Origin of the sequence: Herbaspirillum sp. CAH-3 (assembly GCF_009668275.1) — a bacterium.
GTDB classification, from domain to species: domain Bacteria; phylum Pseudomonadota; class Gammaproteobacteria; order Burkholderiales; family Burkholderiaceae_D; genus Herbaspirillum; species Herbaspirillum aquaticum.
Window position 1 is genome coordinate 131,500 of record NZ_VSWE01000010.1, and the last position, 21,120, is coordinate 152,619.

At 55.3% G+C, this 21,120-nt stretch carries 21 protein-coding genes; 11 read left to right on the forward strand and 10 right to left on the reverse strand.

Annotated elements, in window-relative coordinates:
- The first annotated feature begins 56 nt into the window (after positions 1-56).
- A complete protein-coding gene (locus FYB76_RS14490; protein ID WP_154134087.1) occupies positions 57-1,244 on the forward strand; it encodes an ABC transporter substrate-binding protein in 1,188 nt (395 codons plus the stop codon).
- 478 nt (positions 1,245-1,722) lie between these two features.
- Positions 1,723-2,343 carry a hypothetical protein gene (locus FYB76_RS14495; RefSeq protein ID WP_154134088.1) on the forward strand — a complete coding sequence of 207 codons (621 nt, stop codon included), beginning with the start codon at positions 1,723-1,725 and terminating at the stop codon, positions 2,341-2,343.
- 369 nt (positions 2,344-2,712) lie between these two features.
- Here the strand turns inward: FYB76_RS14495 and FYB76_RS14500 are convergent, their stop codons facing one another.
- The 4 genes from FYB76_RS14500 to pcaH form a co-directional block, all read right to left on the reverse strand.
- A complete protein-coding gene (locus FYB76_RS14500; protein ID WP_154134089.1) occupies positions 2,713-3,975 on the reverse strand; it encodes an alpha/beta fold hydrolase in 1,263 nt (420 codons plus the stop codon).
- 53 nt (positions 3,976-4,028) lie between these two features.
- Positions 4,029-5,396, reverse strand: coding sequence for a 3-carboxy-cis,cis-muconate cycloisomerase (pcaB, locus tag FYB76_RS14505; RefSeq protein WP_154134090.1), 1,368 nt, complete (start codon positions 5,394-5,396; stop codon positions 4,029-4,031).
- Positions 5,397-5,496: 100 nt separating this feature from the next.
- A complete protein-coding gene (locus tag FYB76_RS14510) occupies positions 5,497-6,009 on the reverse strand; it encodes a protocatechuate 3,4-dioxygenase (protein WP_034336162.1) in 513 nt (170 codons plus the stop codon).
- Positions 6,010-6,028: 19 nt separating this feature from the next.
- Positions 6,029-6,721: a protocatechuate 3,4-dioxygenase subunit beta gene (pcaH, locus tag FYB76_RS14515; RefSeq protein ID WP_088756079.1), complete on the reverse strand. Its 693-nt coding sequence runs from the start codon at positions 6,719-6,721 to the stop codon at positions 6,029-6,031.
- A gap of 251 nt (positions 6,722-6,972) precedes the next feature.
- Between pcaH and FYB76_RS14520 the strand changes: the two genes are divergently transcribed.
- Complete coding sequence (locus FYB76_RS14520) at positions 6,973-7,788, forward strand: IclR family transcriptional regulator C-terminal domain-containing protein (protein ID WP_154134091.1); 816 nt, start codon at positions 6,973-6,975, stop codon at positions 7,786-7,788.
- 74 nt (positions 7,789-7,862) lie between these two features.
- On the opposite strand, the gene FYB76_RS14525 is transcribed toward FYB76_RS14520, so the two are convergent.
- Complete coding sequence (locus FYB76_RS14525; protein WP_154134169.1) at positions 7,863-8,774, reverse strand: helix-turn-helix domain-containing protein; 912 nt, start codon at positions 8,772-8,774, stop codon at positions 7,863-7,865.
- 220 nt (positions 8,775-8,994) lie between these two features.
- Here FYB76_RS14525 and FYB76_RS14530 point away from each other — a divergent pair, with 220 nt between their 5' ends.
- A complete protein-coding gene (locus tag FYB76_RS14530) occupies positions 8,995-10,161 on the forward strand; it encodes a 4-hydroxybenzoate 3-monooxygenase (protein ID WP_088756081.1) in 1,167 nt (388 codons plus the stop codon).
- Between the two features lie 46 nt (positions 10,162-10,207).
- Here the strand turns inward: FYB76_RS14530 and FYB76_RS14535 are convergent, their stop codons facing one another.
- Entirely contained in the window at positions 10,208-10,528 is a 321-nt protein-coding gene (locus tag FYB76_RS14535) for a hypothetical protein (protein ID WP_154134092.1), read from the reverse strand.
- 652 nt (positions 10,529-11,180) lie between these two features.
- On the opposite strand from FYB76_RS14535, the gene FYB76_RS14540 reads away from it, so the two are divergent.
- Positions 11,181-11,684 (forward strand): hypothetical protein, encoded by a 504-nt coding sequence (locus FYB76_RS14540; RefSeq protein ID WP_154134093.1) that lies wholly within the window; start codon positions 11,181-11,183, stop codon positions 11,682-11,684.
- Between the two features lie 834 nt (positions 11,685-12,518).
- Positions 12,519-13,304 (forward strand): hypothetical protein, encoded by a 786-nt coding sequence (locus FYB76_RS14545; RefSeq protein ID WP_154134094.1) that lies wholly within the window; start codon positions 12,519-12,521, stop codon positions 13,302-13,304.
- 113 nt (positions 13,305-13,417) lie between these two features.
- Here the strand turns inward: FYB76_RS14545 and FYB76_RS14550 are convergent, their stop codons facing one another.
- From FYB76_RS14550 to FYB76_RS14565, 4 genes are all read right to left on the reverse strand, one after another.
- A complete protein-coding gene (locus FYB76_RS14550; RefSeq protein WP_154134095.1) occupies positions 13,418-13,930 on the reverse strand; it encodes a hypothetical protein in 513 nt (170 codons plus the stop codon).
- Positions 13,920-15,017, reverse strand: a complete 1,098-nt coding sequence (locus FYB76_RS14555) for a hypothetical protein (protein WP_154134096.1) — start codon at positions 15,015-15,017, stop codon at positions 13,920-13,922. Before FYB76_RS14555 ends, FYB76_RS14550 begins: the two co-directional genes overlap by 11 nt.
- A 959-nt stretch (positions 15,018-15,976) precedes the next feature.
- Complete coding sequence (locus FYB76_RS14560) at positions 15,977-16,198, reverse strand: hypothetical protein (RefSeq protein ID WP_154134097.1); 222 nt, start codon at positions 16,196-16,198, stop codon at positions 15,977-15,979.
- Between the two features lie 2 nt (positions 16,199-16,200).
- Positions 16,201-17,769 carry a type IV secretory system conjugative DNA transfer family protein gene (locus FYB76_RS14565; protein ID WP_195724643.1) on the reverse strand — a complete coding sequence of 523 codons (1,569 nt, stop codon included), beginning with the start codon at positions 17,767-17,769 and terminating at the stop codon, positions 16,201-16,203.
- Between the two features lie 197 nt (positions 17,770-17,966).
- Here FYB76_RS14565 and FYB76_RS14570 point away from each other — a divergent pair, with 197 nt between their 5' ends.
- The 5 genes from FYB76_RS14570 to FYB76_RS14590 all read left to right on the forward strand — a co-directional run bounded on the left by FYB76_RS14570 (position 17,967) and on the right by FYB76_RS14590 (position 21,111).
- Entirely contained in the window at positions 17,967-18,272 is a 306-nt protein-coding gene (locus tag FYB76_RS14570) for a hypothetical protein (RefSeq protein ID WP_154134099.1), read from the forward strand.
- A 139-nt stretch (positions 18,273-18,411) separates the two neighbouring features.
- Entirely contained in the window at positions 18,412-18,705 is a 294-nt protein-coding gene (locus FYB76_RS14575) for a hypothetical protein (protein ID WP_154134100.1), read from the forward strand.
- Positions 18,706-18,886: 181 nt separating this feature from the next.
- Positions 18,887-19,765: an integrase domain-containing protein gene (locus tag FYB76_RS14580; protein WP_154134101.1), complete on the forward strand. Its 879-nt coding sequence runs from the start codon at positions 18,887-18,889 to the stop codon at positions 19,763-19,765.
- A 315-nt stretch (positions 19,766-20,080) separates the two neighbouring features.
- Positions 20,081-20,626, forward strand: coding sequence for a hypothetical protein (locus tag FYB76_RS14585; protein WP_195724644.1), 546 nt, complete (start codon positions 20,081-20,083; stop codon positions 20,624-20,626).
- Positions 20,623-21,111 carry a hypothetical protein gene (locus FYB76_RS14590; protein ID WP_154134103.1) on the forward strand — a complete coding sequence of 163 codons (489 nt, stop codon included), beginning with the start codon at positions 20,623-20,625 and terminating at the stop codon, positions 21,109-21,111. Before FYB76_RS14585 ends, FYB76_RS14590 begins: the two co-directional genes overlap by 4 nt.
- Positions 21,112-21,120: the final 9 nt, after the last annotated feature.

The window sequence follows — 21,120 nt, forward strand, 5'->3', positions numbered from 1 at the left end:
TGAAGCAGTAGTGCCTACGCCGTAAATCATTTATACAAATCAAAACATGAGGAGACATGATGAGCGAGATGATCGATACCCGGCGCCGCCACCTGGTGCTGGCCGGAACTGCACTGGCCGCGATGGGTGCGCCACTGGTCGCGCGGGCTGCTGATGCATTGAAGGTCGGGTTGATCGTGCCGATGTCGGGGCCGTTTGCTTCGACCGGACGGCAGATCGAGGCGGCGGTGAAGCTGTATCAGCAGAAGTTCGGCGACAGCGTGGCCGGGCGCAAGGTGGAGATCCTGTTGAAGGACGATGGCGGCGTTTCGCCGGATGTGACCAAGCGGCTGGCGCAGGAGCTGGTGTCGCGGGACAAGGCGCAGGTATTGATGGGTTTCGGTTTGACGCCCCTGGCGCTGGCGGCCGCGCCCATCGCGACGCAGGCCAAGGTGCCGATGATCGTGACGGCGGCGGCGACTTCGATCATTCCGCAGCGTTCGCCTTATATCGTGCGGACCGGCTTTACGCTGGCGCAGGTGACTTCGCCGCTGGCTTCCTGGGCTGCGAAGAACGGGATCAAGAGTGTGGTGACCTTTGTTTCCGATTATGGGCCGGGGCTGGATGCTGAGAAAGTGTTCGTGAAGACTTTTTCCGAGGCCGGTGGCAAGGTCATGGAGAGCGTGCGCGTACCCTTGCGCAATCCGGACTATGCACCCTTCCTGCAGCGGGTGAAGGACGCCAAGCCGCAGGCTTTGTTCGTTTTTGTTCCTTCCGGGGAAGGTGCTGCCGTGCTGAAACAGTTTACCGAGCGGGGATTGGCGGCTGCCGGGATTCGCCTCATCTGTACGGGTGATGTGCTCGATGATGATTTGATGGCGGGTATCGGTGCGGCGGCCAAGGATGTGGTGAGCAGTCATCATTATTCGGCGGCGCATCCCTCTGCTGCCAACAAGGAATATGTGGACGCCATGGCCAAGGCCAACAAGGGGATGCGCGCCAACTTTCATTCCGTCGGAGCCTATGACGGGATGCATCTGCTCTACGAATCGCTCAAGAAGACCGGCGGGGATGCGGATGGCGAGAAGCTGCTGGCTGCCATGAAGGGGATGAGCTGGGAGAGTGTGCGCGGGCCGGTTTCCATCGATGCCGCTACTCGCGATATCGTGCAGACGGTTTATATGCGCAAGGCTGAGTTGCGCGGGTCTGAGTTCTATAACGTGGAGTTTGATCAGGTGGAGAAGGTGCGGGATCCTGGGGTTTGATTGCTTTTGATTACCTTTGATTTTTTGCCTTCTTGTGTTCTGTTTGGTGACGGGGTTGGGTTTGCCGTTTGGGGTAGTCTGCACGGAAATCTTTCCTGCGCTCTAGCTTAATTGCTTTCTCTCTCCGGTCGGAAGGACGCGCCGGGGGCGGCCCGGCAGCCGCTCACTTTTCTTGTCTCGCCAAGAAAAGTAAGCAAAAGAAGGCGACCCCAAAGAGCCAGCCCTCCTTCGGAAGGTCCCCGTCGCAGCGAAGCGAAAAGTGGGAAGGATAGAGTCGCTTCGCTCCGACTATCCTTCTGATCCACTTTTCGCTCCGCTGCGACGGCTGGCTCTATGGGGACGGCAACCCCCACGGGCTCGCCTTCGGCCTCGCCGCGTCTCCGACTCGCCTTCGGCTTTGGTCGGGGTGGTACGCTTCTCGCATTGAGATGAATATCGACAGATAATCTTTCCTCCCCTCTTTTCGAAAGCCCCGATCATGACCCCGACCACCCAACGCTGGGATCTCACCTGGAAACAATTGGGTCTGGGTTGCCCCGATACGCGCTTGCTTGACTCGGTCCTCTCACACTACCGCGAACCCCATCGCCACTATCACACCCTTCAACACCTCGAAGAGTGCTTCGCAAAGTGGGACGAGTTGCGCGCCGAATCCTCCCATCCTGGCGAAGTGGAACTGGCACTCTGGTTTCATGACGTCATCTACGACGTCAAACGTCATGACAACGAAGAAAAGAGCGCAGAGTGGGCGCGGCGTTGTCTAGTGGATGCCGGCGCATCGGAAGAGATGGCACAGCGCGTGCATGCACTGGTGATGGCAACTCGGCACCATCAGCCCGGCGTCGAGGGTGACGCGTCGTTATTGGTGGATGTCGACTTGTCGATCTTGGCCGCGCCACCGAATCGTTTCGATGAATATGAACGGCAGATTCGTGCGGAGTACGACTATGTTCCGCTAGCGTTGTTCATGCAAGAACGGAAGAAGATTCTGCAAGGCTTCCTGAATCGCCCGAGGATATACAGGACAAAGATATTTTTCGAAAGATATGAGGCAACTGCGAGAAAGAATTTGGAAAGGGCGATTGAGGCCAGTGTATGAAGAAACCGCAGCAAGAACCCGATCAACCCGAAGCCGAAGGCGAGTAGTGTCTGCAGCGATGCCGAAGGCGAGCCGTCTCGGCCGTCCGCATCTGCGCCGCCGCTTCAGTACCCAATAAAACGGATCAGAAAAATAACCGGAGCGAAGCGACTTTATTTTTCCCGTTTTATTGGGTACTGAAGCGGGGACCCTCCGAAGGAGGGCGGCGCAGTTGCGGTCGCCTTCTTTTGCTTACTTTTCTTGGCGAGACAAGAAAAGTGAGCGGCTGCCGGGCCGCCCCCGGCGCGTCCTTCCGACCGGAGAGAGAAAATAATTAAGCTAGAGCGCAGGACAGAATTCCGTGCAGACTACGCCCCAAACCTAACACCATCAAAGCTCGCCAATAAACCCAGAAACAAGCTCAGCAAACACAACAGGCTGCTCCACAGCACTAACGTGGGAAGCTTCCGCAATGACCTCCAAGCGAGCATCAGCAAGACCGTCAACAAGGGTCTGAGCCATGGCAACCGGCGTCCCCTGATCCAGCTCCCCTGCGATCACCAGGCAAGGCACGCGAATGCCCCCCAACCGGGCAGAAGTATCGACCGTCCCCACAGCATGACAGCACCCCACATACCCCACCGCATCGGTAGTGACCAGCCGATGACGATAGCGCGCCACGGTAGCCGCCTGAGCAGCACGGAAGCCCTCATGGAAATACCGCCCCATGACCGCATCTGCAATGACCTCGATCCCCTGAGCCCGCACGGTAGCAATCCGCTGCTGCCAAACCTCGCGCGCCGCCTCAGGATAGGCAGAGGTGGTGTTGGCCAGCACCAGAGCACGCACCAGTGCCGGATGCCGCAAGGCCAGCTCCTGCCCCACCATGCCGCCCATGGACAAGCCCACCCACACCACCGGCCCGGTATCGAGCTCCCGCAACAACCGTGCCGCATCATCGGCCAGGTCCGCCATGCTGTAGAGCCCGTCGAGCTTCTCCGAACTGCCATGCCCGCGATGATCGTAAGCGATCACCCGGCAATCGGCTGCCAGCAGGTTGGCCAGTCCGTCCCACATCATCAGGTCGGTCCCCAGCGCATGTGACAGCACCACCGTATGCCGCGGCGCCTTGCCATTGCGCGGCTCACGTACCGTGTAATGCAGCGCCGGTGACGAAGCAGTCCGTCCCTCACGCCCGACTCCAGGATGCACGCTGGCAGCAGGCGCCTGCGGCACCACCGCATAGCCGATCTGCTCACCCACTTCACGCAGGATCTTCTGCGCATGCGTAAAGGCCGTATTGCCCGCCGGCACACCTGCATAGACCGACGCCTGGATCATCACTTCCTTCATCTCATCCGGCGTCAATCGCGTAGCCGGATCAGCCGTCAGCCCTGCTCGCACATGCAGTTCAAATTCTTCCCAGCGCCCCAACGCAATGGTGATGGCCAGCACGATGATGCGCCGACTCTTGTGGTCCAGCCCGGGACGCCCCCAGATTTCATTCCACGCGAAGCGCGTGATCAGGTTCTGGAAATCGGCATTGAAGTTGGTGGCGTTGGCCACCGAACGGTCAACCCATGCGTCGCCCAGCACACTGCGGCGATTGCGCATGCCGCGCTCGAAATCATGGTCCAGCGGATCGTAGCTCATGAGGTGTTCTCTTTTGTCTCGTGATGTGGAGTGAGGTGGAGAAATCAAGTAATTCAGCGCGCCAGCATCGCGCGCAAGTGTTCAAGCTGCCCTTCAGCAATGCGGCGCGCAGGTCGCGTCGCCTGCACCGGATCGAACAGCCCGCGCAACATGGCCAGGTCGATTTCCTTGCCCAGCTGCGCATCGGCCTGCACGGCATCGACCAGCACATCGACCAGCTGCGCGCCATCGGCCACGGCCTTGCGCGTGAGCTGCTCCAGCAGGCCGTGTGCCCGCGGACGGCCGATCACGCCCGCCAGCGCAATCGATGCGGATTCGGCAAATACCAGTCCCTGCAGCGCATCGATATTGCGCAGCATGCGGGCCTCATCGATGACCAGTGCGGCAAACGCATCATTGAGCGCACGCAAGGCACCATGCACGCCCAGGAACAAGCCCGGCCATTCGGCCAGTTCGGCCTGCCAGTTGCCCAGCCCGCGTTCGTGCTGCTGCGACATCGCTCCCAGCAACGCAGCGGCCTGGTGAGGCGCACGGGTGGCGGCTGCCAGCGCGATCATGGACGACACCGGGTTGCGCTTGTGCGGCATCGCCGACGATCCACCACGGCCATTGCCGGAAGGCTCTGCCAGTTCGGCAATTTCGCCCTGCGCCATCAACGACAGGTCGGTCGCGATCTTGCCCAGGCTGCCGGCCAGCACGGCCATCTCGCTGCCCAGGCGTATCCATTCGTCACGCTGGGTATGCCAGGCGGCATCAGGTGTCTTCAAGTCGAGGGCCGCTGCCATGCGCGCAGCCACCGCCGGGCCCTTCTCGCCCAGCACGGCCAGCGTGCCTACTGCGCCGCCCAGCTGCAGCTGCAAGGCGCGTTCGGCCAGTGCCTGCAGTTGCGCGCGCGAGCGCAACAGGGGCGCCGCCCAGTTGCAGAACTTCAAGCCCAGGCTGGTCACCTGCGCCGGTTGCATCAGTGTGCGCGCCAGCACCGGCGTATCCAGATGGGATTGCGACAGGTCCAGCAGTCGGCGCGCCAGCTGGTCCAGTTCGCCATCGACCAGCCGCAGCGCCTCGCGCGTGACCAGCACCATGGCCGTATCCAGTACGTCCTGGCTGGTGCTGCCCCAGTGCACGTGGGTAGCGGCTTCCTCACTGTAGAGGGCAACCGTGCGCTGCAATTCCTTGACCAGCGGAATGGCCAGCGCACCAGCGCGGCGGCTGGCGACGATCAGCGCATTGATGTCATAGAGCGGGGCGCGGCAGACGCTGGCGATGGCGCGCGCAGCGGCCTCGGGGATGATGCCCTCGGCGGCTTCGGCCTCGGCCAGGACTTGCTCGAAACGCAGCATGGCTTGCACCACCGCCTGGTCGTCGAACACCGCAATCATGTCGGATGTGGTGAGGAAGCTGTCGAAGATCGAAACGCTCATGAAGTCTCCATTGCTTGCCGTTGCGGCACGATCCAACGCAAACGGGATCCGGCAGGCCAAAGCCTGCGGATCCCCTGGGTCGTCACGCCGCAACAGGCGTTCAGGTGTAGTCGAAGAATACCGTCTCGCTCGCGCCCTGCATGTGGATATTCCACAGGTAACTGCCATCGGCTTGCTTGCGGGCGATCAGGGTGTGGCGGCGGTCAGCCGGGACCTGCTCCAGCAGCGCCGATTGCGCCAGCGCCGGATCATCTTCCAGGAAGACCGCCGTGAACTGGTGCTTGACCAGGCCGCGCGCAAACACGGTCACGTAAGCCACCGGCTTGCCGGCCGGCGCCTGTGGCTGCGAAATCGAAAAAGTGAACCCGCCCTCTTCATTGGTGGGCACCCGGCGATATCCGGGAATGGCATGTGAAGTTTCCGCCGCGGCGCTGCCCGGCAGCCAGGCTTCGGCCCAGGCGTCATTGATGGGGACGCCGTCGCCGTCGATGATGGCGCCCTTGATCTTGACCTGCGGCGCGCTGCTCTCCACGCGCGAAGTCAGTTCCACGGCCCAGGCCCAGGCTTCGTGCGGGAAGGGGCCGATGGTTTGCGAAGTGGTGATGTTGCTCATGTGGTCTCCTGCCTTGTGTTCAGATGCCCATGGGCGTGGCGTTGCGGCCGCGCAGGACGATGTCGAATTCATAGCCCAGCATCTTGTCATCCACCGTCTCCTCCAGCGAGAAGCGCGAGATCAGGCGCTGGCGGGCGGCTTCGTCGGGGATGCTCTGGAAGATCGGGTCATAGGCGAACAGCGGATCATTGGGGAAATACATCTGCGTCACCAGGCGCTGCGCATAGACATTGCCGAACAGCGAGAAGTGGATGTGCGCCGGACGCCAGGCCTTGTGGTGATTGCCCCAGGGATACGGGCCCGGTTTGATGGAGACGAAGCGATAGCGGCCATCATCATCGGTGAGCATCTTGCCGAAGCCGGTGAAGTTGGGATCCAGCGGGGCATCGTGCTGGTCCTTCTTGTGGAAGTAGCGGCCGGCGGCATTGCATTGCCAGACTTCCAGCAGCGAGTTGCGCACCGGTTTGCCGTCTTCATCGAGCACGCGGCCGGTAACGACGATCTTCTCGCCCAGCGGCTCGCCCTTGCCCTGCTTGGTGAGATCCATGTCGTGCGGCAGGATCAGCTTGGGCGAGGCGAACAGGTTGGTGCCGGTGGCGGTCTCGTCGCGTACGCGCAGCGGCGCCTGCGTAGGGCCGCGCTTGGCGGTGGACTTGTACGGGGGATAGATCAGTTCCGGATAGACACCGGGTTCGATGGCATCGAATTGCATGAGGTCTCCTCAGGTCGACGGGGTGGATGCGGCGTCGTCTTCGGATTCCTTGCCTGCCGGAATGGGCGAATGGCGCGCCGTGCTTGGGTGTGGACAGATAGTAGGCAAGCCGGTCCCCGCTCTCAAGGCCAACGCAGCGCAGCATATCCGCCCTGCGCCCGCTTTGTGCGATAATCGCACAAATGGCCGATTTTCTGCAGCGAACGGGAAACGGTGCGTATCAGCTTGTTTTATCCACAGGGCAGGGAAGCATGCAGCCAGAACATATCGAGGAAGTCGGAGAAGGCGGAGAGGGCGCAGATGGAGATAGCGGCCCCCTCAAGCGCGACCTGGTCGCCGGTCTGGAAAAGGGCCTGCAGGTCATCGAAGCGTTTGACCAGGAGCGCTCGCGCCTGACCATCGCCGAAGTAGCGCAGCTGACGGGCCTGACCCGTGCGGCCGCGCGCCGCTATCTCATCACGCTCACGCACCTGGGCTACATGCGGCACGACAACAAGACTTTCTCGCTCACCCCGATGGTGCTGCGGCTGGGCCAGTCCTACCTGCATTCGGCGCGGCTGCCGCGCATCGTGCAGCCGCTGCTGTACCGGCTGGCGTATTCGCTGGGGGAGGCGGCTTCCTGCGGGGTGCTCGATCACGACCAGCTGGTGTGCGTGGCGGCGGTGAGCGCAGGGCAACTGGTCTCGACCACCCTGCAGCCCGGCACGCGGGTGCCAGCCTACTGCACCGCCAATGGCCGCATCCTGCTGGCCAACCTGCCGCCGGCGCAGCTCGATGCCATCCTCGCGCGCGCCCAGCCGGAGGCCATCACCGCCCATACCATCACCGATGTCGAACGATTGGGGCTGGAAATCGCCCGTGCCCGCGCACAGGGTTATGCGCTGGTGGACCAGGAACTGGAGCTGGGCCTGCGCACCATGGCCGTGCCGGTGCGCAACTTCCGTGGCGAGGTGGTGGCCGCGATGAACATCAGCGTGCATGCGGCCCGCATGAAACTGGAAGACATGGTGGAGCGCTGCCTGCCGGCCATGTTGAAGATCCAGGTGGAGCTGGGAGCGCTGCTGTGAGGCTTGGCTGAATTTCGAAGAAAGTGCCCCGGTCTTCGTTTTTGCGCCATTGCCGGAAACGGCCGGCGAACTGCTTATTCCTCCACGTGCGTGCGCCGGTATTCCTTGGGCGTCACACCCAGGTGCCGCTTGAAGAGCCGGCTGAAATACGCCGGATCCTGGAAGCCCAGTTCATAGGCAATGGTCGAGATGCCTGAAGGCACATAGGTCAGCTTGCGGCAGGCCTCCAGGATCAATCGCTGCTGCGCCAGGTCGAAGGCCGAATGCCCGGCCAGCTTCAGGCACAGGCGATTGAGCCGGCTGGGAGTGATGCGCAGCTTGTCCGCATACACCGCCACCTGCCACTGCTCCTTGAAATGCTGCTCTACCAGTGCGCGAAAGCGGCTGAACAATTCGAAGTCGCCGCGTCCGGACAATTCCGCCGAGCGATGATCCGCCTCCAGCCGCACCAGCAACAGCATGACGCTGCGCGCCAGCCATTCGAGCATGAGCGTGTGGCCGTTGCGGGGCGCAGCCGATTCGGCGATCAACAGGCGCAGCAGCGTCTCCATGCGCTCGCGCAATTCCGGTACGCGGCCCAGTTCGATGGCCATCGGCCGCAGGAACAAGGGCGAGAACAATTCGCCATGCCCGTCGCTGCCGCCTGCCGAAAACACCACGTGGGGATCGACCGTCAGGACGAATCCCACGGCCTGTTCCGAGAAATCGAAACCATGCACCAGCGAGGGATGGATGGTGATGACGACCGGTCCATCGACTTCCCAGACTTCTTCTTCCATCAAGGCACTGACGTGCCCGGACATTAAAAAAAGTACCTGAAAAAGTCCGGCATGAGTGTGCGGTGCAATATGCCAGTCATGCACGCGGCTGCGTGTCTCGATCAGTTCGATGTGGACCGACTCCGCATCCTCCGGCCGGGAAGCCTCTCCATACAAGGAGAATTGCGGTACGTCGCTGGTGCGGGGTTTGCTGCGCGGCAAGGGCATGGTGTCTCCATCCTGGGTATTGCGATTGGGCGGCATGTTTGTGCTCTGTAAAAATAGTACAAGCAATTGGCGGAATCATCCATTTTTTATTCAGCCACCGCCGTCTAAGATTCTTCCCACACCAAGAACAAGAACAGATCACCTGCTACCCGCTTCGGGCTCGCGCCATTGCGCGCCGGGAACGAAAACGGTGCCTGACCTTTACACGGAGACCTCCACCATGCGTACCCAAGTCGCCATCATCGGCGCCGGCCCGGCCGGTTTGTTGCTGTCCCACCTGCTGCACCTGAAGGGCATCGAATCGGTCGTGCTGGAAACCCGCACCCGCGAAGAAATCGAATCCACCATCCGTGCCGGCGTGCTGGAACAAGGCACCATGGACATCCTCACCGAAACCGGCGTGGGCGAGCGCATGAAGCGCGAAGGCGCGCTGCATCACGGCATCGAGCTGGCCTTCGGTGGCCGCCGCCATCGCATCGACCTCACCGAACTGACCGGCAAGGCCATCACCGTCTATGCCCAGCACGAAGTCATCAAGGACCTGGTGGCCGCACGCCTGGCCGCGCAAGGACAGTTGCTGTTTGGCGTGAGCGGTACCACCATCGAAGGCATCGAGACCAGCAAGCCGCGCGTGCGCTTCCTGCACGAGGGCGAGCAGCATACGCTGGAGGCGGATTTCATCGCTGGTTGCGATGGTTTCCATGGCGTCTCGCGCCCGGCCATTCCGGAAAGCCACCGCCAGGATTACCAGCGCATCTATCCCTTCGGCTGGTTCGGCGTGCTGGTGGAGGCGCCGCCGTCGTCGGATGAACTGATCTATGCCCAGCATGATCGCGGCTTCGTGCTCATCAGCACCCGTTCGCCGACGGTGCAGCGCATGTATTTCCAGTGCGACCCCAAGGACAGCGTGGACAACTGGAGCGATGACCGCATCTGGAATGAATTCCATACCCGCCTGGAAAATGTCGACGGCTGGCGCGTCAAGGAAGGCAAGATCTTCCAGAAGGGCATCATCGGCATGCGCAGCTTCGTCTCTACGCCCATGCAGCACGGCCGCCTGTTCCTGGCCGGTGACGCCGCCCACATCGTGCCGCCGACCGGCGCGAAGGGCTTGAACCTGGCCGTGGGCGATGTGAAACGGCTGGCCCAGGGCATCGAGGAGTTCTATCGCAGCGCCAGCGAGGAAGGTCTCTCGACCTACACCGAGCAAGCCTTGAAGCGCATCTGGCGCGCCGAGTATTTCTCCTGGTGGATGACCAGCATGATGCATACCTTCGACGATGCTTCTCCCTTCCAGCGCCAGATCCAGCGCGCCGAACTGGAGAACGTGGTCAACTCGCGCGCCCTCTCGACCGCGCTGGCGGAGAATTACGTCGGCGCATTCTGAGCCTTTGCCTGGATGCAATCACCAACGCCCGCGCAAGCTGGCGTTTTCATTGCACGACCGTCACGTCTGCGCCCTGCGCGTGATCATTGTCCTTGCGCATGAACAGCCGCCGGCAGCGGCGTCGGGCAAGGTAGAGGTAGACCTGGCAATAGCATTGCGCGACCGCGCAGGCCGTTACCAGGCCTGCAGGATGGGCCAGGCCCAGGGAGCGTCCCAGGGCCGAGAGCAGCGCGCAGGACACGAGCGTGATCCCGGCCTGGCCATGCCGGTGCCAGCGCAGGGAGATGGCCTGCCAGCGCGCCATGCGTGATGCGCGGCCAAGGGCGGTGTGTGCGGGAAAGTGGTTGAGGGACCAGTTGCGTTTCATGCCAGGCTCCATGTTTTCCCGCCGTGGCGCGGGGAGGGCAAGGTGCTGCGGTCTGGACTTCGATGGGCAATGCGTGTTCATCATGTTTGCACATCGCTCTGACAATCCGCTGCTTACCCGGAAGGGGGCGTGCCGGTCCGACCCCGGCCTCAGGCACCACAGGGTTTTGAGACATGTAAGGTATAAAGAATTATACCCATCACTCCTGAAAATCTTGGTCAATTTTGACCAGATTTGACCACCACGCCGCAGCTATCCTGTTTTTGTCAACGCAAAAGCATAATTAGGTATAACTGTCTTTTGACACATTCTGTGCATTCACCTATTCTGGCGGCTGTTCAGGGGTCAACGTAACAGTGATTCTTGTGGGAGTGCGCTATACCAAATACGCTGTGTAGCCCCAGCGCAAACCACAGGTCTGCAAATTAAATCGAGGGATAAGTTTGCAGTGAGAGTATGGCAACGCTCGGAGAGGAGATACCTCTCCAGGGACATGGTCTAGATGTGTGCCGCGCAATTTCATCAGGCTCGCTGTCCTCAGTGCTCAAGACCCGTTGAGGGAACGCGATAAATAGGGTTCGTAAAACAGCCTGTTCCCGCTGCCCCGACAGATCGGCCCTCACAAACGCGCTACGCATTTGTGAGGCAGTCCGTGAACACCTTAGAGCTTATCCAGCAACAGTCTGGGGGCGCGATACTCGTCCCTCTCAAGAGAGCAGCTTCATTTTTGGGGCTAGAACCTCAAACTATCCGAAATCAACTATGTGAGGGGCGCTGCGCGCTGTCCCCGGTTCGCATCGGTTCCCGCATCTTTTTTAAAGCCGAAGACATCGCCAACCGAATCGACGCATTGGCGATTGATACGGACGCTCTGGGCCGCCCAAGGCCCGTTCGTGGTCGTCCCACTAAAGCCGCTGTTCTAGAACGTCAAAACAAGCGCCAAGAGTCTGTTATCGCCGATGGTCAGCCATTGGTGGCTCTCACGGCCGTTGCACCGATCTTCGGAAGAGCACCCAAATCCATACAAAATCAGATTAGCTTAGGGCGTTGGCCAATTCCGATCATTAAGATCGGAAAGCATGTGTATTTTCGTGCGGCGGATGTGGCATTAGCTATTAAGAACGGTCTCGATCTATCTGTCTCCAATGTTGCATAAACCGATTCAGTCATGACCTTGTCACCCGAATTCAGTGACGAACTCGGACTGATAAGTGACGGACTCGGATGGATTAAGTGCTGAACTCGGAGTTTGGTAAGTGTCGAACTCGGATCAATTAAGTGCTTAAGTCGCAGTATTTAAGTGCTGAACTCGGAGCAAATAAGTGCTGAACTCGGATGTTTTTGATGGGTTATCGGTCCAAGAGCCAAGCTGGCGGCCGGATGGCGGCTAGTCGTGCTTTTTGCTAATAGGTTTTTAGTAGATATTTATAAGAGATTTAGTAGAGTCTTTTAATACATGTTGGTCTTTATATGTACGCACGTGTGAAGAGATCGTCGGTCGACGCCGATCTCTCACATGCTGTTGCAGGGGTGTCCCTAACGGGCCATCCTCGCTCCTCGCCTTCGGCTGCGTCCTCGGACTCAAATCGCCCCTGCGCTATGCGCGGGAGTAAGGTTTGGCTTTTAGGGCGCACTTTTAAAGAAGTGGGGCAAGCGAAGCGCGTCAGGCGGAGCAGACATCGCGGGGAAACGGTGTGTAACTCAGGAATCGGCTTGCCGATTGTCCACAGGCCCAGAAGGGCCTGTGAGCGCAGCAGCTTTGCTGCTGAAGCGTGGCAACTGCGTTATGCACGGTTGGGCGCGGGTGCATCTACTACCGTATTTTTATTGGCACAAAGGGCCTTATAGCGTTGCTCACGCTCTTTTCATATATAGCGAAGGGGGGATGGGCACAGACGTTTAAGTTGATCCAATATGGTTGATTCCAGGCACTTTAAATTTTTTTGTTGTATATTGGAATTTAATTTCCATTTTGCAATTAATGAGGGCCATGAGCGATCAAACGGATGTAGCAATTAAGAATCTCGGGATATTTTCGACATTACAAGCGGCAACCGATCAGAAGCAGTTTCTCTTATGCGCGTCTTTCGCTTTGTTAATTGACAATGTACTGGCGTTTTTCCGTCAGCCGACGTTGATGGACATTGCACGAGATAAGAGCATGTTGGCGGAATCGAATATTACGGTTCAAGTTATCTTGATATTTGTTGCCTATTCGTTTTTGGTTTCGCTAGTTCTTCCATTGGCGGCCATGATTTACGATCAAATCTATATCCTCACGGTAGGTAGTTGGGTGTCGAGTATTGATCGCTATTTGGATCAAAAACTGGGGCGAGAGCCCAAGACTGTATCTAAAAATCCGGATTACGTTCGCCCTTGGGAACTGCGTGAAGAAGCGCATCGAAGCATGGAGAAATACTACTTAGATTTATATAAGAGCTATGAACAAGAATGGCGTGCCAACCGAGAAAATATGGTTCGTTTTGCACTTTATGCTTTTTCTTGCCTGGTGATGCTAAGCGTAAATTTTATCTTGGGTGACAACGGTCGTCATACAGCCTCGTTTGTCGTCGCGAACTACTTTGAAAGCAATGGACCCATCTGGTGTGCCTTAGTTGGTCTTGCTGTCATGAATGTCTGGCGTTTTTACTCCTCCTCTGATCCGGATTGGATATATTGCCCAAATTTGTACAGGAAGATTCACGGCCCCGATGAACCGCGTTATGCGGTTATAAAACGACGCATTGAAGAAAAGCCACCGGAGAGCTGCGAATGAAAAAAAAGCCTACTTTTTCGTGTAGGCAGTTTTGGGATAAGGCTAGAGATAATTTGATAAAAGACGATGGTAAAACTTTGCCAAGGACGCCTATTGTAAGAACAAATTTTCAATCACATTTCGTCGTCCGCTTGTCGCCCCTCTCGTTTGTAATGCAAATCGTTGATGAACATTACATTCGATAGCACAACATGGACTACCGCTTCTAGCTGAAGAAGTGTAATAAAAACCAAAGCGGAAAGTGCTACAGATTTGAATTGAAGTCTGTAGGCAATGTATATAGGGGTGATCTGCAGCAATAGCTTGGCTAGGGTTATAAACAATACACCCAGCATTACCAACGCTGACGTCATAACTGCACCAACGATGCTTTCTAGTCGCTTTGTATCAGACCGCGATTCCGAGAAGTCAGCTGCCACCAATTTTTGTGAGCTGATAATTCTGTTCATCGCATTTGGATAAAGAAAAGCTATCCAAATCCCCATAATGGTAAAGACCATACCTGAAATGGTAGAAATCAGGTTTAGGTAGTCTTTATAATCTTCATAGCGAAATGACGTCAGCCACTTCTCGAATATGAAGTAGAGAATGCCAGATGCAAGTAGATAGATAAACTTACGCCACATCGTTTCGGGCCTTTTTCGCGCGCCTTGATGTCTTTGATTTAGTCTTCTCATCGGCGATGACGCCTGCTAAGACTCTGTCCTTTACTGCAGAAATCCTGGTGTGAATATCGGCAGCACTGAAAACGGTTGATGCATTCTTGTTGAACTGGACCGTCTCATGCAGGCGATATTTGTCTACCCACACTACGCCCTTGTCGGTCTCAAAACCTACGTTGTTCCAGTCAAAACGACTTCGTTCTTCCCTGGCGAAAGTTTCAATAATCTGCTTAATTTCTGTCGCTGTAGGTTTGGCTTCCGCTCGAACTTCAATCTGCCGAGTTTTAGCTTTGGGCCTCGCTGGTAGAAGTGGAATCTTATCGAAGATCTTTACCCATTCTGGGCGTTCATCAATGCCAGCGTTAAGTTTGATCGTGTCGCGTCGAACTATATGGGTTACACGCGAGGCAAGTTCGGCTAGACGCGCGTTACCGGTTTCAACGCTGCGCAAGCGAACGCCAAATCTATAGCTGTAACGGTTTCCTGCAACGTCACTACCGTCGGTAAACTCAAATCGAACTTGTCCTGTCTCAGTCTCCGTTCGCTTTTTCTTCGGATGAGCAACACGGTTAGTAATACATTTTGCAACCCACTCTTGGAATAGACTTGAATCGCAAACTGAATGATCAAGTTTTATCGAGACAACAGTGTTCAATTGCGGAATGATCCAATAGTAACAAGGGCGTCCCCAGATAACCTTCTTGCCCTTGTAACCCTCTTTGTATTCGACAACGCTGGATTGTCCAGTTTGTGCACCCGCTTGAGCCCCCCAAAGAGTGCCCGCACTATCTGACTCTGACTTCCACAATACGAAGAGATACTCTCCCGTATCTTCACATTTATAAAAATCATGACAATAGCATTTGGGTGAACCAAGTTTCGTACTTGATGGATCCCACGGAATGGTGTCCTCCATTGGTTTCCCTTTAACCCAATCGTAAATCAGGTCAAATGTCTCCGTGACCTCAAGCCCTTTAGGAAATGAGTCCCCTTGTTTGTACAGTCCACATTCATCAATGCTGAAGAAGTTTAAATGCCCTGGAATAATCATTTTGTATCGATGTTATTTTTTTAATATCTGTGCATTTATAACAAATGCACAGCCCCCGTTCTACTGCCGAAACTAATAATCACAATTATCGATCACTGGATTTTGTTAACAGTATCACATCTTATTTTAAGATCATTGAAAGCATACGTACTTGCGGCCGAAGGCGCACGGTGTGCAGCCCCGCGACAAAGAAGAAGCGGTACCGTGCCGCCTTCACGAGCGGTCTCAACTATTCAATTGAGTTCGATGTGAACGGCAGCATCGTAGCTAACCCCTATTCCACGTCACTGACCAAACTGCTGGAAGACGATCAAGTCGCCCGTAGGTTCCGTGATCAATGTTTGGGAGAGACTATATATCGTGTGAAGAATTTCGTTTGAGTCAACCCGCGTTTATTGTTACGGCCCCGGAGGGTAATTTCCCCGGGGCTTTTGCTTCCTTCCAAGGGCTTGTTAAGCCCCAGCTGCAAGCAGCTACCGCTCGTTATCGCCAAGAGCTTGACCGCCACCGCCCAAGATATGCAGGACGTACTTGGTAAAGCGCTGCGGGAGAAGCTGGACCGGCCAATACCGTTCGCGTTTGCAATCATAGGTGACGGCAAGGCCGGCTACCTCCGTACAGATGCCTAACCGTTTTTGTATGCTTTCTCAGGAAACGACCGACTTGTCATGGTGGACATGCTGGATCATCAGCCGGAATTCGAGCGGAATAGACGCCCGATTGAATTTTCCTTTCGAGCCGCTTGAAATCCTCCGCGATGGCAGTGAACCGTCGCATCGTTGTTTCGTACGTATACTCTGACGGTAGCTGCATCGAACGCCTCATCGCCTCCGAAAAACGTCTATCTAAACAAGATTCACCATTGTTGCGAGAAGTGTGGGAAACCACATTTTCAGCGAAGGAAGGGCGTACATCTCTAACAAAAAATAATAGCACAATGCCTAACGCACCAAGCCTCTTCATTTCCCCATCTCCTGTTCCAGTCCGTCATAAATGATCCGAATGCGCTGAAGAGTTTCGTCCCAGGCCATTTTTTCCGCATTTTCTTTGGTGCGCTCTTGAGTCAACTCGGATCGTTTTTGAGCGTAGCGTGCGGCGATGAGTAGTTGTTCTTTCTGTGCCTTCGTCGCTCGTAACGCATCTTCGCTCACCTCCAAGATGACCTTTTCATAGTCTTGCATTGCTATTTCCTGAATTTGGGATAGTCGACAAAATAGGGAGTGGCCCAGCCTAGAGCGGCAGCCCCGCGGTAGAGCAGAAGAATCTGCCCAGGTTTGAGCCGTCCTAACTCGTGAGGCTCAATAACGTTGACGCGCTCGCGCGTTTGTGAATGACTCCTTCCGCCGGATGCGTCAGTGCTGACTGTCGTTTTTTTCTTTAGAGTCGTACCAATGAGCTGGCTGACGAGAGCTCTGGTGGCCTGATCGTTTAGCCTGAAAACCATCTGGACATCAGCTGATGCAAAGAAGATGTCGGTTGCGCCAGTTCCATATCGTTTTTCAATTTGCTGCGCACTTTGGAAATACATCCATGTTGGCATATGCCTAGACCGAATCGTGTTGAGCTTTTCGGCTAGGTTTGGTAACGGCGGCATGTTTCCTAGCTCATCCAAAAATAGTGCGACAGGTGCGCGGTCATTGGCAGTTCTAATTAATGTGGTCAACGAGGCGGTAGCTGCAAACGCTAAGAGCGGTCCAAGAGCTGCAATTTTTGACTCCTCGAATTGCAGAAAGAGCGCTGAGGGAACCTGAGAGTGCCCGAGATCCCTAATCGAAAAGTCAGAGTGGCCTAAGGAGTCTTGTACCCCTGGAAGGCTCAAGAATTTTAGGCTTCGCATACATCCTGTAAGTCCCTGAAGGATCAGGGGGTCGGGTTTGCTCCCTGATAAGCCCGCCGCCATTCTTCGCGCGATTTGGGCTGAAACAGGGCTTTGAGATCGACCAAGCACGCTGAGGATCTTCAGAGGATCTGATTCCGATGATAGGAGGTTGAATGCGGACGGCAAGCTACCTCCTGGTGTTGACTTGACGTGAAACATCGCCGCTTCTAGCCAATCGCGTTGCGCCTCAATGAAGGGGGCTTCTTCAGGGCTTCTAATCGGAAGCAATGCGGAACACAGTTCCGCCAATTCTGTTTCATCATTAACTTCATCCAAGGGATTCCAATGGTCCGCATCGGCATCGACGGTTGCTGGGTTTATGCGAAAAACGCGATATCCCTTGGCTTTTAGAGACGCGCCAATGATGGTGTGAAGTTCTGGCTTGATGTCCACCAATACAAACGATAGTCTGCTGGCGCTTGCCTGCAACACCTGATTAAGAAGAAACGCGGTTTTACCTGTTCCGGGTGGGCCGATAACTAAACCACGATCTTCGATGCCCACTTGCAGGCGCTTGCCTGAAAACGTACCCGCGAAAATTGATGGTTCAGCAGGAATGGTCGATTTCGAAAGAAGATTAGAAATCGCATAGGAACCTGTGAGATCTCCTGCCGAGCTACCCCAGCGCATGTCTTTTAGCGAGAGCCAAAGAAGAAAAGTGCACGCCATGAATATGGCTACAACGAGTGTGGCTGCACCACGAACATCGTGAGGCCATGTGTTTGCTGGTGCCGAAAACACGTAGCGCAAGATCACAGTCAGCGTCACTTGATAGCGCGATGCCAGCAAATGGCCAGCTGCGCAGCTAGTACATATTGCGGCCAGCGAACCGCAAAAGCTGGCCAGCAGCGCGCTTTTTATTTTGTCGAGCATATGTGCGAGACCTGTCTTCGTGTCGCTAGAGGCGACGGTTCTCATTCGCGAAGCGTCTCTACCGATAAATCGCAGATTTATGAGGTAGTGACGCTTCGCACGTCGCTAGCAATCATGAGGCTGAGCGAGCTGAATTCGAAGTGAAAATCGTGCGGCGGTACAACTCGGGAAGATTGCAAAAATGAATCTTCGCCAGAATGGATGCTCAGGAAATGGGAGGCTGCATGGGGCTATTCAAAAAGAAAGACGAAGAAGAAATTGCGGGGTATCGGCAAGAGATACAACGTCTACGAATCGACCTTAAGGCGTCGAAAAGTGATCTGGCAGCAGCGCGACAGAGCGACGCCACCATGTCTGATCAAGTGGAAAATCTTACCCAGCAGGTTCAGCAGTTGAAAGCAGCCGTAACCCAGGCACGCGTGCGACAAAAGTCGAGTGTGGAACGAGCCAACAGATTCAAAGCTCAGTTGACAGCTTTGCTGTCAACGATGCGACAACACTAAATTTTTTTTATCTTTTTTCATGAAAAAAGGTCCCGGCAGGGTGTCTCGGAGCGGATTACAGCGGTGAGGCAGTGCATCGGCAACCAACGCCGCGCAAATGTGAAATGTGGGTCAACTTGAGAGGAGAAATATGGAGAGTATGAAGAAGTACACGCAAGGAAAACTCTATCAGTTCGACGGTAGAGACTTTGTTGAGCTGGAGCCAGCAGTAGACGTCAAGGTTCCGGTGTCTGCTGAAGCACTGGAAGCGGTCAAATCGATTCGAAAAGCAGTACAGAGTCAGATGGGGCTTAGACCCGAGCTCAGTGTAGTTGTGTCAGCAATGTTGTTGTCGTCGACGTCGTTGCCAAATCTAGTTGAGGCAGTCCAGCAGTACGGACTGGCCCTTTACAGCAAGGTGAACAAGGAGGCGACAACAAGCGAGATGGGATAAAGCAACGTCGAAATCCATGACGGTGCCTACATCCTTAAACGACTATTAAATGGATGTCGCCACAGTGACGCCATTTGATTTGTTGTTTGCATCATCTTTGTGGCTCAGGCCACTGAAGTAATGAAGTGCCCCTCTGATACGACTGAGGTCGCATCAGAGTTTCAACAACACTAACCACACAATGACCAAGATCAGTACCGAGAAGGAGCTGTTGATCCTCTGTAATAGAAATAGAGATGGCTCATTCTCTACTCAGGCTGCACGCCGCAATGTTCTTTCAATGGCGGCACGGCAGCTGGTGACCTTGGGTTTTTACAATCTTCCTGCGCGCGGACTAAAGCAAAAACACATCAGCGCGTTGCTCGCATTATGGAAAGAATCCGGTTGTAGCGATGCCACGCTCAAGAATCGCATGTCTCATATGCGTTGGTGGACTGAAAAGATTGACAAGAAAAATTTGATACCACGGGCCAATTCTGATTTGGGTATTGGCCGTCGTCGATATGTAACCAATAAGAACAAAGCAGTTTCCTTTGGTGATGATGCTCTCCTGCGCATTCAGGATCCAAGAGTGCAGTTATCCCTAGAGCTGCAGCGGGCATTCGGCCTCCGTCGCGAGGAGTCCATCAAGTTTCAAGCCACGTTTGCTTACTCTCCAGGCAGCGCATACATAAAGCTGAAAGCTTCATGGTGCAAAGGTGGTAGAGAGCGCACCGTTCCGATTACGAATGAATATCAGCGAGAGATCCTTAACCGAGTCGCACTTTTTACTGGAGGCGGATCTTTGATACCGCAGAGGCAACAATATAAGGAACAGCTTAAACGCTATGAGAATGAAACGCGGAAAGCCGGTCTTCATAAGCTGCACGGATTGCGGCATGCCTACGCACAGGCCCGGTACGTCGAACTTGCAGGCTGGCAGCCACCCGTTAACGGCGGCCCAAGGCATCGGCAGCTCACGCCGGAAATGAAAAAGAAGGACCATGAAATCAGATTGCTGATATCTGAAGAGCTCGGCCACTCCCGCGAAGAAATTACCGCTGTTTACCTAGGACGATAGGAGTACATATGCACTTTACAGCTGCTCATTTCAGACATCCTCAAACTTACTTGGAGCGAGCGAGATTTCTGAGCGTGCTTTTGAAGAAATATGGTGTCGATGAAGAGTCCTGTTACCAGGCAGCGGCTCTGTCTAAACCGTACATGGCAGATCACGATGCATGCGCAAGGGTGCTCAATTTGGCATTTTCTTTAGTCACTGATCTGGAGCGGGAAGATGAAATGGAGCCCGAGGTAGACGAAATGCATCTTTCTTCCGATGCAAGAACAACGTTCCTTGCGGAGCTGACCGAGAGGTCCACGTCATATGCCTAGCGTGGGATTAACTGAAGCAGCGCGTTTAGCTGGCGTCTCGCGTCAACATCTCTACAAGCTTGCTAGTTCGGGTCAGTTGCGCGTCGCATTGGAGCTCAGGCCAGGAAGAACTGGAGAGACGTCAAGTGACTATTTGAAGTCCGTTGAAATATCCGAACTTGAAAAGGTCTTTGGTCAGTTGAAGAGCTGCTCTACAAGTGATCAGGACACTCATTGCGGGACTGTGTCATTGCTGCAAAAGAAGCTCCAGATGGCTCACCACGTAATCTCCTCAAAAGATCTGCAACTGGCCGAGGCCGTAAAGAGAGAGCAATGGCTAATGGGCAAGCTCGACGAGGTACTGGGGGCAATTGTGATTGCTGGAACCGGCGATGATTTAGTTGATCCACAGGAGGTTGTTCCCGAGACAGTGCCTAAAAGTCAATACGACGAAATGGTTGTTGAGGGACGGAAGATTATAGGAAAGCTGAAAAGCGAGATTAGGTTGCTGAAGGAGAAGCGCCAACCATTTTGGCGAAAACTATTTTCTAAGGGATTGAAAACTTGAACGACGCCGAGGTAATTGAACTGCTCGAATCACAGAAGCGAGCAGATTTGATCGAATATCTTAGGAACTCACACAGTCTTGATTTCCAGCGCTTGTGCTGCTGGTTGACCAGCTATCGGTCAGTCGAAATCTGGAATAGGGATTGGGCATTGGAGAAAACGCGTTCCTACTTCAGTGCGCAGCAAAAGGTTTTTGATCGTGCCTTATTTACCGGGGATCGAAACGTATCGTTTGACAAGGAAATGACCTGGCTACATGACTTCGTACTGCACTCGCAGAAGAATACCGCTTCGAGCATAAACGTCCAAGGGGTCGATTTCTATCCGATTATGGATGTCATGCTTTGGTTATTAGTAGAGCTCGCAACCAGCGAAGAAGGAAAAAAGACCGGATATTGCATCGAAGTTTGGATGCAGTGGTTGACGTTCATCCTTCAAACCTATCACCGGCCAGGTAAGAGGATTGCCGCTCTATGGAACTTTTGACTTGATACT

Excerpts from the sequence above, each read along its gene's own strand:
- FYB76_RS14530 (WP_088756081.1), top strand. The coding sequence starts at position 8,995 with ATGCGTACCCAAGTCGCCATCATCGGCGCCGGCCCGGCCGGTTTGTTG.
- FYB76_RS14565 (WP_195724643.1), bottom strand. The coding sequence starts at position 17,769 with ATGCTCGACAAAATAAAAAGCGCGCTGCTGGCCAGCTTTTGCGGTTCG.
- FYB76_RS14490 (WP_154134087.1), top strand. The coding sequence starts at position 57 with ATGATGAGCGAGATGATCGATACCCGGCGCCGCCACCTGGTGCTGGCC.
- FYB76_RS14535 (WP_154134092.1), bottom strand. The coding sequence starts at position 10,528 with ATGAAACGCAACTGGTCCCTCAACCACTTTCCCGCACACACCGCCCTT.
- FYB76_RS14575 (WP_154134100.1), top strand. The coding sequence starts at position 18,412 with ATGAAGAAGTACACGCAAGGAAAACTCTATCAGTTCGACGGTAGAGAC.
- FYB76_RS14560 (WP_154134097.1), bottom strand. The coding sequence starts at position 16,198 with ATGCAAGACTATGAAAAGGTCATCTTGGAGGTGAGCGAAGATGCGTTA.
- FYB76_RS14520 (WP_154134091.1), top strand. The coding sequence starts at position 6,973 with ATGCAGCCAGAACATATCGAGGAAGTCGGAGAAGGCGGAGAGGGCGCA.
- FYB76_RS14545 (WP_154134094.1), top strand. The coding sequence starts at position 12,519 with ATGAGCGATCAAACGGATGTAGCAATTAAGAATCTCGGGATATTTTCG.
- FYB76_RS14555 (WP_154134096.1), bottom strand. The coding sequence starts at position 15,017 with ATGATTATTCCAGGGCATTTAAACTTCTTCAGCATTGATGAATGTGGA.
- FYB76_RS14570 (WP_154134099.1), top strand. The coding sequence starts at position 17,967 with ATGGATGCTCAGGAAATGGGAGGCTGCATGGGGCTATTCAAAAAGAAA.
- FYB76_RS14580 (WP_154134101.1), top strand. The coding sequence starts at position 18,887 with ATGACCAAGATCAGTACCGAGAAGGAGCTGTTGATCCTCTGTAATAGA.
- FYB76_RS14510 (WP_034336162.1), bottom strand. The coding sequence starts at position 6,009 with ATGAGCAACATCACCACTTCGCAAACCATCGGCCCCTTCCCGCACGAA.
- FYB76_RS14550 (WP_154134095.1), bottom strand. The coding sequence starts at position 13,930 with ATGTGGCGTAAGTTTATCTATCTACTTGCATCTGGCATTCTCTACTTC.
- pcaB (WP_154134090.1), bottom strand. The coding sequence starts at position 5,396 with ATGAGCGTTTCGATCTTCGACAGCTTCCTCACCACATCCGACATGATT.
- pcaH (WP_088756079.1), bottom strand. The coding sequence starts at position 6,721 with ATGCAATTCGATGCCATCGAACCCGGTGTCTATCCGGAACTGATCTAT.
- FYB76_RS14495 (WP_154134088.1), top strand. The coding sequence starts at position 1,723 with ATGACCCCGACCACCCAACGCTGGGATCTCACCTGGAAACAATTGGGT.
- FYB76_RS14500 (WP_154134089.1), bottom strand. The coding sequence starts at position 3,975 with ATGAGCTACGATCCGCTGGACCATGATTTCGAGCGCGGCATGCGCAAT.
- FYB76_RS14525 (WP_154134169.1), bottom strand. The coding sequence starts at position 8,774 with ATGCCCTTGCCGCGCAGCAAACCCCGCACCAGCGACGTACCGCAATTC.